We start from the raw sequence: 12339 nt of genomic DNA, 5'->3' as shown, positions 1-12339 counted from the left end.
GTCAGCGCACCGCCCGCACCGCGGTGCGGGTCGCCCGGGCGATGAGCGCGTCGTCGGACGCCCGCGAGGGGTCCCGCCGCCGGTCGGAGAGCACGGCGACGACGATCGGGCGGCCCTGCGGCGGCCAGACGACGGCGATGTCGTTGCGGGTGCCGTAGCCGGCCGAGCCGGTCTTGTCCGCCACGACCCAGCCCGCCGGCACCCCGGCGCGGACGTACTTGCCGCCCGTCGTGTTGCCGACCATCCAGCGGGCGAGCAGGGCACGGCGCGGCGGCGTGAGGGCCGTCCCCAGGACGAAGGACCGCAGGTCGCGGGCGATCGCCCGGGGGGTCGTCGTGTCGCGGCGCTCGCCCGGGATCGCCGTGTTCAGCGTGGGCTCGGTGCGCTCGACCTCGGTCGTCCGGTCGCCCAGGGCGCGCAGCCCGCGCTCGACGCCCCGCGGGCCCCCGAGCTCGCGCATGACGAGGTTCGCCGCGGTGTTGTCGCTGTGCTGCAGCGCGGCGATCGTGAGCCCGCGCAGCGTCATCCCCGTGGCGACGTGGCGGCGGGTCACCGGCGCGTACTCGAGCAGGTCGGACGGGCGGTAGCGGACGACGCGCCGCAGGTCGCGATCGCTCGCGCGCTGGAGGAGCAGCCCGGCCGTGAGCGCCTTGCTGGTCGACGCGAACGCGAACCGCTCGCCCGCGCGGTACGAGACGGTGCGGCCGGTGCCGGTGTCGGTCGCGATGACCCCCAGGCGGGCCGTGTGCTCGCGCTCGAGCCGGGCGAAAGCCGGACGGGCCTGCCGGGAGGGTTCGGCGCGATCCGCGGGACGCGCACGCGGGGCGGACGGGTCGGCGGGCCGCGTCGGCGCGGCGGCGGAGATCGGGGCGACCGCGGCGGACGTGGTGGCCGGAGCCGAGGCGGAAGCGCAGGCGACCAGGGGTGTGGCCGCTGCGACGGCCACGAGGGAGAGCGGGATGAGGGAGAGGGAGCGCAAAGCCATGCCCCAAAGGGATACCGGGGCCCCTTCATGCGGTCCAATGCTGGGAGTGCCTCATTGATGCGCTCTCGGCATAATCTTGGGCCGTGGACCTCGTCGCCGCCTCTCGGGCCTTCGTCGCCGTCGCCGAGCGTGGGAGCTTCACCGACGGCGCCGCGATCGCGGGCGTCCCGCAGTCCGTCGCGAGCCGCCGGGTCGCCGCGCTCGAGCGGCACCTGGGCCAGCGCGTGTTCGACCGGACCACCCGGCGGATCGTGCTGACGCCGTTCGGCCGCGACGTGCTGCCGGCCGCCCGGCGGCTCGCCGAGCTGGCCGACGCCCTGGAGCACGACGCTGCGCGCGCGGCCCTCCGGCCGCTGAGCCTGGCGGTGCCCGAGACGATCGCAACGCGCGACCTCGCGGCGCTCGACGTGGCGGCACGGGCGCACGGGTACTCCGCGCTGGAGCTCGTTCCCGCGGGACCGGCGGCCCGGCGACGGCTGGCCGAGACCGCCCAGGTCCGTGCGGCGCTCGTCCCCGCCCCGGCCGCCGACGCCGTCTGGACCGTCCCGCTGGGGCTGGCGACGGCGCCCGACGCCACGAGGGCACCCGACGCCCCGGTCGCCCCGGTCGTCCGCCTGCAGGCGCTGCGCCCGTCGCGCACGGAGCGGTCGTCGCGCACGGTGTGGCTGCAGCCGGAGGACGACGTGCCGCACGTCCGCGACCGCATGGTGCGCGAGGGGCAGAGCGCCGGGCTGCTGCCGTCGCAGGTCGCGGTCGCCCGCACGTTGGCGGCGGCCGTGGCCGAGGTGCTGCGGACGACCGATCTACTGCTCTGCTCGGCGGTGCAGGCGGGCGAGCTGGGCCTGTCCTGGCACCCGCTCGGCGACCCCGACGTGGCGCGCGGCTACGTCGTGAGCGCCGCCGTCCGCGACGACGCAAGGGACCTGCGCCAGCGGCTCGGGGTCGATGTGGCAGGCTGCCTCGGCGTCCCGCCGACGGGCGCGCCGTCCGCATGAGCACCCTCGCCCTCCTCGACGACGTGCGCCGCCGGCTGGGCGACGCGGGCCTGCGCGGCTCGCTCCTCGTGCGCGACCTCGACACCGGGTCCGAGCTGGGCCTGGACCCCGCGATCGAGCTGCCGCTCGCGTCGCTGGCGAAGGTCCCGCTGGCCGTCGCGGTGCTCGAGCGGATCCGGACGGGCGAGCTCGACGGCGCGGCCCTCCTCGACGTGCCGCCCGGCCGGGTGACCACGCCCGGGCCGATGGGCATCAGCCGGTTCCGTCACCCCGCGCGGATCGCGGTCGAGGACCTGCTCTACCTGAGCACGGCGGTCAGCGACAACGCCGCGGCCGACGTGCTGTTCGGGCTCGTGCCGCCGGAGGCCGTCATGCGCACGCTGGACGACTTGGACGTCGCCGGCCTGACGGTGCGCCACGGCATGTCCGTCCTGGCCGACACCCCGGCCGAGCGCCTGCCGACGGACGAGACGCACCTGGCCCAGGCGCTGGCGATCACCGCCGGACACGAGGGGCGCGGGCACCCGCTCGCCCAGCTCGACGTGGCCCGGGCGAGCATCGGTACCGCGCAGGCCTGCATGGCGCTCCTCGCCGAGCTCTGGGCCCCGGCCCGGCTGGACCCGGGGACGGCGGCCACCGTGCGCGACCTGCTGGGGGCCAACGTCGTCCGGCACCGCCTGGCACCCGAGTTCACCGCCGACGACATGACGTGGGCGTCGAAGACCGGGACGCTCCTGAACCTGCGCCACGAGATCGGGGTCGTCGAGCACGCCGACGGCCAGCGGATCGCCGTCGTCGCCCTCTCGGAGTCCTCCGTCCCCGCCGCCCGCCAACCGGCGGCCGAGGCGCAGCTGGCCCGCGCGGCCCGCGACCTGCACGACCACCTACGCGACGCTGCCGGTCGCCCGGCGTAGCCCCGCCACCTCAGAGCAGCCCGCGGCGCCGGGCCTCCGCGACCGCCTCGGGGCGGCTGCCGACCCCGAGCCGCCGGTACAGGCGTCGGACGTGGCTCTTCACCGTGTTCGTGGAGAGGAAGAGCTCGCCGGCGATGGTGGCCAGGCTCGCGTCGCTCGGCAGGTGGCGCAGGACCCGCAGCTCGGCCTCGGTCGGCGCGGAGCCGGCGGTGGAGTCGAGCGTCGGCCGGGCGGCGATCCGGGCCTCGAGGGCGTCGACGCGCGCGGCGATCGCCCCCGGGTCGGCGCACCCGTCGACGATGTCCCGCGCCGCGGTCGCGTGGCGGCGTGCCTCGGCGGTCTCGCGGCGGGCGGCGTGGAGCGTGCCCAGCGCGATGTGGGCGTGGGCGTGGGCGACCGTTCCGGCCGGGGTGGCGGAGAGCGTCAGGCCGCGACGGAGCGGTTCGACGGCCTCGTCCAGCCGCCCGGCGGCGACCAACGCCGACCCGAGCGCGACGAACACGACCCGCGACGACGGCGCCGACTCGGCGCCGGAGAGCCGGGCGAACCCCTCGGCCCGCGTCGCGTGCGCGACGGCGACCTCGGGCGTGCCGTCCTCGAGCGCGAGCAGCGCCCGCGCGGCCCACAGCCACGGCGCCATCACCGGCATCGTCTCGAGCGTGGCCGGCAGCCGGTCGAGGTCGGCCCGCATCCCCTCGACGTCGCCGGCGTACCAGCGGGCGATGGCGAGGGCCAGCAGCCCGCGGCCCGTGCTCTCCGGCGCCCCGTGCGGCAGCGCCTCGCCCGCGCGCACCGCGCGGCCGACGTCGCCGAAGACGTAGGCGACCCACACGCCCGCGGCGAGGATCGGCGCGAACGCGGACTCGGGCGAGCGGTCGTCGGGGTCGATCCACTTCAGATGGGCCTCGACGTCGGGCTCGCGGCCGCCGCTCATGGCCGTGAACAGCCCGCCGATGGCCGCGACGACGTTGGCGTACGGGCCGCGCTCCCGCGGCATCCGATCGATCATCCGCAGGACGCTGCGGTGGCGGTACAGACGCACGCTCTCGCTCCACCACTGCTGGGCGACGATGCGGGCCGCCATCACCCCGTCGTCCGCCTCGATCGCGTGCTCGACGGCGTCCTCCGGCAGCCGCGCCTGCTCGAACCACTCCGCGGCGCGGCGGTGCAATGCGGCCGCGTCGTAGCGGGGGTCGCCGTCGGCGCCGCGGGCGCGGAGGGCCGAGAGCAGGAGCTCGCGCAGCAGCGCGTGCGGCCGGGCCCACTCGCCGCGGTCGTCCACGGAGGCGATGAGGAGGTTCGACCGGCGGGCGTCGGCGTAGTCCTGCGCGGCCTCCGGGTCCTGCAGCAGCGCGGCGCAGAGCTCCGGGTTCATGCGGTGCAGGACGGCGGTGCGGACGAGGAACTCGCGGGTCCGGTCGGGCACGCGGGCGAGCACCTCCTGCGTCAGGTACTCCGCGACGGGGCCGGAGGTGCCCAGCGGCCCGGCCGACACGAAGCCCACGGCGTCGGGCCGCGCCTGGAGCGCGAGGCCGACGAGCGAGACGGCGGCGGGCCAGCCCTCCGTGCGCCGCTCGACCGCGCCGAGCGTCGCGCCGTCGAGGCCCAGGCCGAGCGAGCCGTTGAGGTACCGCGCGATCTCCGTGCCGGCGAAGCGCAGCTCGTCCTGGCCGACCTCGAGCAGCTCGCCCGTGACCCGCCGGCGGCCGAGCGCGAGCGGGACGTCCCCCCGCGACCCGAGCACGAACCGCGTGCCGTCCGGCAGCGTGTCGACGAGCGCGGTGAGCGCCGCGAGCGCGTCCGGGTCGGAGAGCAGGTGGACGTCGTCGAGGACCACGACCGGCCGGCGGTCGGCGGGCACGTCGGCGAGCGCCGCGGCCAGCCGGGGGACGACGGTCGACACCGGGTCCGAGCCGCCGCGCAGCAACCGCTGCGCGTCGACGCCCGACCCGGGGACCGCGTCGTCCAGGACGTCCGCCACCGCGGCGAGGAACCGGACGGGGTCGTTGTCGGCCGCGTCGAGCGTCACCCACGCCCGAGGCCCGGGGCGCGACGCCGACCACGCGGCCAGCGCCGTCGTCTTGCCGTACCCGGCGGCGGCGGTGATGATCGTCAGCCGCCGGTCGCGGCCCGCCTCGAGCACGCGGTCCAGGCGCGGCCGCGGAATCGTCTCGGCCCGCAGCCGCGGCGGGACGAGACGACCGACGCGGGGCGCGGACGGCGCGGAGGGGTCGGGACGGACGGACGCGGAGGAGACGTTCATGGGGGGAGCACGGCGCGGCGCCCGGCCTGCGCGGGCACCGTCCCGAGACACGGAGTCTCGCACCGTGGACGTTCGGGCCAAAGCGCGCCGCTTCACCCGGGTGATCGGGGCCCGTTTCACCCTCCGGAGCCCGCAGCCGTGGTCATCTGGACGGCGGCCGGTGCCCACGGCGCGTCGTCCGCTCGCGCGGGTGGCGCCATCCGTCGCGAGCCCCGCCGCGCCCGACGACCCGTCCCGGTCCGCCGCGGCACGGCGGTCTCCGGGGCGCCCGAAACGGAGGGGGGGGGAAGTCCCCCGTCCGTCCCGACAAGGCCCCGGAAGCGCTGCACGACGCAGCGCGAACGTCCCCAGAGAGAGAACCGATGTCCGTCCAGTCACCCCGGGTGACGCGCCTCGCGTCACCGCCGTCCCGTCCCTCACGTCCGCACCGCCGACGGCTGCTCCGGGTCGCCGCGCCGCTGCTGGCCGTCGCCGCCCTTGCGGCCACGCCGACCGTGGCGAACGCCGCGCTCAGCACCCAGGTCGCCCTGGACCAGTCCGCGACCGGCACCGCGCCGTGGGACGCCACCGCCGGCCCCGGCCGCGACACGACGGCGGGCGACGACGTCGTCCGCGCGAACGACTCCGTGTCGTACCGCTGGAGCGTCAACGTCAACGAGACCCGCGGCGTGCAGGGCACGTTCGACCGCGTCGCGTTCACCCAGACGCTCGCGCAGGGCCTGTCCTGGCGCGCTGCGGACGTGCCGGCGTACTGCAAGGGGCCGGACTGGAAGATCGACGGCCGCGCGCTGACCTGCGTGTTCGTCCCGGCCGGCGGCAAGGGCCAGACCGGCACCACCCTGAACTTCACGCTCTCCGCCGCCGCGGACGGCGTGGCCGACGGCACCGTCGCGACCCCGCCGGCCGACGCCGTCTCCGTCGTCGCGTACGACGGCGCCGCCGCCTCGCCCCCGGCCACCGCGACCCCGAGCCCGGTCACCATCCGCTCGGCGCCGTTCCTCGACTTCCAGAAGAACGCCCCCACGATCTCGCGGGCGAACAACTCGAGCGCGGACGACTACGACATCTCCTACCCGCTCGACGTCGTGGTGCCGCAGTCGCGGCGCAGCACGTTCGGTCAGCGCGGCTTCGCCCTCCCCGACGTCCCGTTCACGTTCGAGGACGACCTCTCCGGGATCAGCCCCAACGCGCAGTTCGTGAGCTGCGGCAACCGCGACGGCACCGAGGCCACCTGCGTGCTCGACGGGGAGCGCGTGCGCATCACCGTCACCAAGCTCCGCAGCGGCGCCTCGTCGACGAACCCGAACGTCGCCCACCTGACGCTCCGCGTGCGCGTGCCGCTCACTGCCGTGATCTCGGGCGCGCAGACGCAGCGCAACACGGTCAACGTCATCGACACGTTCGACGCCTCCTCGGCCGCGGCCGACGGCAGCCGCGTGCCGTTCGACGGTGACGACGCGGGCAACAACACCCGCTCCTACAACCTGACCGCCAACAGCGGCGTCGACTTCGGCGGCATCAGCTTCGGCAAGCGCCTACGCAGCGCCGCGGGTGGCCAGCTCGCCACGCAGACCAACGACGACGACGGCAACGGCCAGGTCCTCGCCGGGCAGCGCATCTCGACGCGCCTGCAGATCACGGGTCGTCGCCAGACCGGCGCGCTCTGCGACGTCTGGGACCGCCGCTGGCTCAGCCTCTCCCGCGACGGCCTCGGCGCCGGCGACGCCCCCGTGCGCCCGACCTCGGTGCCCGCCGGCTGGACCGCCGGCGACGACTACGTCGTCGAGTACGGCACCGCTGAGGCCCCGACGGGTGACGACGAGACCCGCTGGGCCGCCGACCGCGCCCGCACCGCCTGCACCGACGCGTCGGACACGTGGACGGACACCGCCCCCGCCGACCTCGGCACCGTCACGAAGATCCGCATCCGCCTGCTGCGCGACCTGCCCGAGCAGGGCACGAACGTCACGCTGACGTTCCTCGCCAACATGCGGGTCGCCGCCGATGCGCCGAGCGGCACGCTGCTCGCGAACTTCCTCGGCACGCAGTCCGAGGGTGGCACGTGGCAGGCCAGCACGTACGGTCCGGTCCGCCACGACAACCGCAACACCGGCGACCGCGCCCGCGTCAACGGCATCACCGTCGCGCTGACGAAGGTGGCGCTCACCCCGGCCGCCACGCCCGGCAGCCCCGTGTCCATCGTCTCCGGCGGCCGCGTGCAGTTCGGCCTGTCCCCGCGGGTGACCACCCCGACCGACGCCACGATCGACCCGACGGCCACGGACGTCGTCGTCAAGGACCGCCTGCCGGAGGGCATGCGGTTCGACGCGAGCGCGCCCACGGGCCCGGCCGGCCTCGCGCCGACCGTCTCCACCGACGCCGACGGCCGGCAGATCCTCACCTGGCGCATCCCGCGCATGGCCCGCGGCCAGGAGCCGCAGCTGACGTACTGGGCCACGACCGCCTCGACGAAGGCCGGCGACCTCGTCAACCAGGCGATCGTCGACAGCGCCGAGGACCTCGCCGGCGTCGACGAGTTCCCGGCGGGCACGGCGCCCGCCGGCGACCAGCACTTCTCGCGCCAGACCGTGCGGCTGCAGTCGCCGGGCGGCGTGCAGATCTCGAAGGAGACGGACCAGCTGTTCGTCGAGCCCGAGGACGCCCTGCGCTACACCGTCACCTACGCCAACCTCACCGAGAACCCGGTGAACGGCCTCGACGTGATCGACGTCCTGCCGTTCGAGGGTGACGGCACCACGCACGGCGGCACCGTCGGCCGCGACCCCGCCACGGCCCTGCGCGGCACGGTCCCGCTCGCGGGCGTCGACGTGGCCGACGGCGAGACCGTCCGCTACACCGACGCGCCGCCCGTCGACGTCTACGCCGCCACGGACCCGCGCTCGACGACGGGCTACGGCCCGCTGCCCGCCGGCCGCCAGTGGTGCCTGGAGGCCCAGCTCGGTGACGCCGGCTGCCCCGCGAAGCTCGAGGACGCCACGGCGATCCGCGTGCAGCGCACCACGCCCCTGGCGTCGGGCGAGGACGTGCAGCTGCGCGTCCGCCTGCAGCCGCGCGGCAACGCCTCGGCCGACGTCTACTCCAACACCGCCTCCATCCGCTACACCGGCGGCTCGCTCGGCGCGGTCTCCAACGTCGCGACGATCCGCGTCGTCGCGAGCAGCATCGGCGACTACGTCTGGAACGACACGGACAAGGACGGCACGCAGGACGCCGACGAGCAGCCGCTGAAGGACGTCCGCGTGACGCTGACGGGGACCGACAAGCACGGTCGTCAGATCGCCCTCCAGACCCGCACGGACGCCGACGGCAAGTACCTGTTCACGAGCTCCACGCAGGCCGGGCAGGACGCCGGCGTGCTCGACCTCGTGTCCGGGCGCTACGTCGTCCAGTTCCACAAGGACGGCCTGCCGGCCGGCACGACGTTCACCACGACGCGCGCCCCGGGCGTGGGCGCCGAGGACGACTCCGACGCCGACGTCACGACGGGCCGCAGCGCCGAGTTCGTGCTGCCCGACCCGTCCCCGACGGGCCGTGACGGCCAGGACCTGACTCTCGACGCCGGCATCGTCATCGGGCCGGGCGAGCCGCCCGCCCCGCCGGAGCAGCCGGAGACCCCGACCACGCCGCAGCCGCCGACGACGCCGCCCGCCCCGCCGGTCACGCCGCCGACGCCGCCCGTCGTCCCGCCGGCCCCGGCGCCGGACGGCGTCGCCGGAGCCGGCAAGGAGCGCACGGTGCGCCTGGCCCTGCGCAAGGCCGCGTCGGCGAAGGTCGTCCGCGCCGGGCGGACCGTCGTCTACCGCCTCACCGTCCGCAACCGCGGCACGGCGGCGGCGACGAACGTGCGGGTCTGCGACACGCTGCCCGACGGGACCACGGTCGTGCGCCGCGGCGCCGGTCGCCTCAGCGCCGGTCAGGTCTGCTGGACCGTCCGCCGCCTGGCGCCCGGCCGCAGCACCACGGTCGCCCTGACGCTGCGGGTCGACCGCGACGCCGCGGCGGGCCGCCTGGTCAACCGCGCCCGCGTCACCGCCACGGGGGCGAAGGCCGCGAACGCCGCGCGCGCCGTGCGCGTGCGGGAGGCGCCGGCCCGCGTCGACGGCGGCGGTGTGACGGGCTGAGCCCGTCCGGGCCGGCCGCCGCGCCGGCCCCCGTCCGGCCCGCGCGCTCTGACCGGGCGCGCGGGACGGAACGGCGAGCACGTGGTGGCCCGGGCCGTCCGTCCCTCCGCGGGGGGCGGCCGGAACGGGCCGCTGCCGCGCCGTTCAGCCCGGCCGGCCCGCCACGAGCATCGTCGTCGCGCCCTCCATGACGAGCACGTCGTCCTGGTTGTGCAACGCGTAGGACCAGCGCACCGAGCCGCCGGAGCGCGGCGGGGCCGAGGGGAGGAGCTCCTCCACCGCCACCCGGGCGCGCAGCGCGTCGCCGGGCCGGACGGGTCGCAGCAGTCGCACGCCGTCGATCCCCGTCCCGCCGATGACGTCCATGCGCGAGAGCCACCCGTCGACCGCGAGCCGCATCGCGATCGCGCACGTGTGCCAGCCGCTCGCGATCAGGCCGCCGAAGATCGTTCCCGCCGCCGCCTCGGGGTCGACGTGCATCCGCTGCGGATCGAACCGGCGACCGAACTCCACGATCTCCGCCTCGTCGACCCGGTAGGGCCCGAACTCGCCGACCTCCCCGATCGCGAGGTCCTCGAACGTCAGCGTGGTCACGCCGGGGGAGGCTAGTGGGGGCCGCGGGCGGCGGGCGGGTCACGCGCTCGCGACGGGGCGGGGCGCGACGGGGCGCGGCGGGGCGCGAGCCGCGACGACCGCGACCGGCGGCGCACGCGGTCCGCAGGGTGCGCGTGACAGGCTGCGTGAGCCGGCATGAGCGTCCCGTCCCGCTACCTCACCCTCCCCGACGGCGTCGACGTGGCGCACGAGATCGAGGTGCGTCGCAGCCGGTTCCTCTGCCTGCTGCGCCGCGCGCCGGACGAGGAGGCGGCCCGCGCGCTGCTGGCCGAGGCGCGCCGCGCCCACCACGCCGCCCGGCACCACTGCTCGGCGTGGATCATCGGTGCCGACCGCGGCCTGCAGCGCTCGAGCGACGACGGCGAGCCGTCCGGCACAGCGGGTGCGCCCATGCTCGCGGTCCTGCACGGCCACGCCCCGGGCCCCGGTGACGAGGCGCTGAGCGACGTCGCGGCGGTCGTCGTCCGCTGGTTCGGCGGCGTGCTGCTCGGCGCGGGCGGCCTGGTGCGCGCGTACTCCGACGCCGTCTCCGCCGCGCTGGACGAGGCCCCGCTCCTGGTCCGCGAGCGGGTGCTGCTGCGGCGCGTCGCGGTCGACCACGCGGGCGCCGGACGGCTGGAGCACGAGCTGCGACGCACGGACGCGGTGGTCCGCGGCGTGGAGCACGCGGCCGACGGCGCGACACTCGTGGTCGGCGTGACCCCGGAGGGCGACGCGGCGCTCACGGCGTGGCTCGACGCGCGCGGGCTGCGGGCGACGGACGGCGGCGTGGACCACGTGGACCGGCCGCTGCGGCGCTGAACGAGGCGCGCGGTCGCACGAGGTGGCCGCGATCCCGCGCCACACCGCGCCGACCAGGCTCGGTGAACGCGCCCTGGACCCCTTTACTTCGGCGAGCTACCGTAAAGGCATGAGCATCATCTCGAGCAAGCACCAGCTCACGCTGCCGGTCGAGGTCATGCGTGCTGCCGGGTTCGCCCCCGGGGACGACGTGCAGGTCGTGTCGCCGGCCCCGGGTCGGATCGAGATCGTCCAGACGGACGCCCTCATCGCGAAGTACGCCGGCAGCATGCCGGGCGTCTACGGTCCGGGCTACCTGAAGGAGCTGCGCGGCGAATGGGAGTAGTCGTCTTCGACTCCGACGTGCTGATCGGGTTCGTGGACCCCGAGGACGCTCATCACACCGACGCGGTGGCCTGGATACGTGAGGCGACGCGCCCGCAGACCGAGCGGTGGATCAGCGCGGTGAACTACTCGGAGCTCCTGATCGGGCCGATGCGCCGGGGCATGCACGAGCACGTCAAAGCCATGCTGGGAGGCCTCTCGATCGCCACAGCGCCGGTCGACACGCAACTGGCCGAGCGCGCCGCGGTGGTGCGTGCCCGTACGAACCTGAAGCTCCCCGATGCCTACGCGCTCGCCACCGCGATCGACCTGGAGCACCGGGGCAGGACCGACGTGCGTCTGGCGACCTTCGACAAGCGGGTCCTCAAGGCCCACGCCGACCTGCACGCGTGAGGTGCGGAGGGGGGGTCTGCGCGGTGGGGGGGGGGTCGGCCACTCCCTGCTCCGTCACCCCCGGGTCACCACGGCACGGTCCCGTCCTCGTCGAAGAACGCACCGGTGGGGCCGTCGTCGGGCAGCGTCGCCAGCCGGACGGCGGCGATGGCGCCCTGCTCCGGGGTCCGCGTGCCGCGGAACCCGTTGAGGTCAGTGGCCACGAAGCCCGGGCACGCCGCGTTGATCAGCACGTTCGTGTCCGCGAGCTCCTTGGCGTACTGGACGGTGACGGCGTTGAGGAACGACTTCGACGGCGAGTAGGCCACGGCGATCGGCCCCGTCTGCGCCTCCGGGTCGTTCTGCCGGGTGAGGGACCCGACAGTGCTCGAGACGTTGACGATCCGCGGCGACGGCGCGTCGCGCAGCAGGGGCAGCATCGCGTTCGTGACGCGGATGACGCCGATGACGTTCGTCTGCACCACGGCCAGCACCCGGTCCGGGTCGACGGTCGTGGGTGCCTGCGGCCCGCCGCCCGTGATGCCGGCGTTGTTGACGAGCACGTCGAGGCGACCCGCCTGCTCCCGCACCACGCCGACGGCGGCGTCGACGCTCGCGGCGTCCGTCACGTCGAGCGGGACCGCGAACGCGTCGACCCCGTCGGCCCGCAGGCGCTCCACGGCGTCGGCGAGGCGCCCGGCGTCGCGGGCGCCGACGCCGACCCGGAAGCCCTGAGCCCCCAGGCTCGTGGCGATCGCGTAGCCGATGCCCTTGTTGGCCCCGGTGACCAGGGCGACCTTCTTGCTGCTCATGCGTTCTCCCGTCCGGCCCGGAGAGGGCCGACGTGTGGTTCTGGGACGGGTGCCCGCACGATGCGAACACCCTCTCCGTTTATCCTAGCGGAGAGGGTGTTCATTTACGAGCCGGT

10 protein-coding genes are annotated in these 12339 nt (G+C 76.0%); 6 read left to right on the top strand and 4 right to left on the bottom strand.

Annotated elements, in window-relative coordinates:
• Position 1: 1 nt before the first annotated feature.
• The gene (gene bla / locus F593_RS0103975; RefSeq protein WP_022927464.1) at positions 2 to 985 is read right to left on the bottom strand and encodes a class A beta-lactamase; all 984 of its coding nucleotides are present in this window, start codon (positions 983 to 985) and stop codon (positions 2 to 4) included.
• A gap of 83 nt (positions 986 to 1068) precedes the next feature.
• On the opposite strand from bla, the gene F593_RS0103970 reads away from it, so the two are divergent.
• Together F593_RS0103970 and F593_RS0103965 are read left to right on the top strand one after the other, a co-directional pair.
• The gene (locus F593_RS0103970; protein ID WP_022927463.1) at positions 1069 to 1980 is read left to right on the top strand and encodes a LysR family transcriptional regulator; all 912 of its coding nucleotides are present in this window, start codon (positions 1069 to 1071) and stop codon (positions 1978 to 1980) included.
• A complete protein-coding gene (locus F593_RS0103965; RefSeq protein ID WP_022927462.1) occupies positions 1977 to 2894 on the top strand; it encodes a serine hydrolase in 918 nt (305 codons plus the stop codon). The genes F593_RS0103970 and F593_RS0103965 overlap by 4 nt, the downstream gene beginning before the upstream one ends.
• A 10-nt stretch (positions 2895 to 2904) precedes the next feature.
• Here F593_RS0103965 and F593_RS27740 read toward each other — a convergent pair whose 3' ends face one another.
• The gene (locus F593_RS27740) at positions 2905 to 5157 is read right to left on the bottom strand and encodes a LuxR family transcriptional regulator (protein WP_022927461.1); all 2253 of its coding nucleotides are present in this window, start codon (positions 5155 to 5157) and stop codon (positions 2905 to 2907) included.
• A gap of 362 nt (positions 5158 to 5519) precedes the next feature.
• Between F593_RS27740 and F593_RS0103955 the strand changes: the two genes are divergently transcribed.
• Positions 5520 to 9299 carry an SdrD B-like domain-containing protein gene (locus F593_RS0103955; RefSeq protein ID WP_033205290.1) on the top strand — a complete coding sequence of 1260 codons (3780 nt, stop codon included), beginning with the start codon at positions 5520 to 5522 and terminating at the stop codon, positions 9297 to 9299.
• Between the two features lie 144 nt (positions 9300 to 9443).
• On the opposite strand, the gene F593_RS22290 is transcribed toward F593_RS0103955, so the two are convergent.
• The gene (locus F593_RS22290) at positions 9444 to 9893 is read right to left on the bottom strand and encodes a MaoC family dehydratase (protein ID WP_022927459.1); all 450 of its coding nucleotides are present in this window, start codon (positions 9891 to 9893) and stop codon (positions 9444 to 9446) included.
• 156 nt (positions 9894 to 10049) lie between these two features.
• On the opposite strand from F593_RS22290, the gene F593_RS22285 reads away from it, so the two are divergent.
• The 3 genes from F593_RS22285 (at position 10050) to F593_RS0103935 (ending at position 11432) form a co-directional block, all read left to right on the top strand.
• On the top strand, positions 10050 to 10715 hold the full coding sequence (locus F593_RS22285) for a YigZ family protein (protein WP_022927458.1): 666 nt from the start codon (positions 10050 to 10052) through the stop codon (positions 10713 to 10715).
• A 109-nt stretch (positions 10716 to 10824) separates the two neighbouring features.
• Positions 10825 to 11040 carry an AbrB/MazE/SpoVT family DNA-binding domain-containing protein gene (locus F593_RS0103940; RefSeq protein ID WP_022927457.1) on the top strand — a complete coding sequence of 72 codons (216 nt, stop codon included), beginning with the start codon at positions 10825 to 10827 and terminating at the stop codon, positions 11038 to 11040.
• Positions 11031 to 11432 (top strand): type II toxin-antitoxin system VapC family toxin, encoded by a 402-nt coding sequence (locus tag F593_RS0103935; protein ID WP_022927456.1) that lies wholly within the window; start codon positions 11031 to 11033, stop codon positions 11430 to 11432. Before F593_RS0103940 ends, F593_RS0103935 begins: the two co-directional genes overlap by 10 nt.
• Positions 11433 to 11497: 65 nt before the next feature.
• Here the strand turns inward: F593_RS0103935 and F593_RS0103930 are convergent, their stop codons facing one another.
• Positions 11498 to 12223 carry an SDR family oxidoreductase gene (locus tag F593_RS0103930; RefSeq protein ID WP_022927455.1) on the bottom strand — a complete coding sequence of 242 codons (726 nt, stop codon included), beginning with the start codon at positions 12221 to 12223 and terminating at the stop codon, positions 11498 to 11500.
• Positions 12224 to 12339: the final 116 nt, after the last annotated feature.

The sequence above is a fragment of the Patulibacter americanus DSM 16676 genome (assembly GCF_000420025.1).
GTDB lineage: Bacteria > Actinomycetota > Thermoleophilia > Solirubrobacterales > Solirubrobacteraceae > Patulibacter > Patulibacter americanus.
This window is presented reverse-complemented; position numbering and strand designations above follow the sequence as displayed.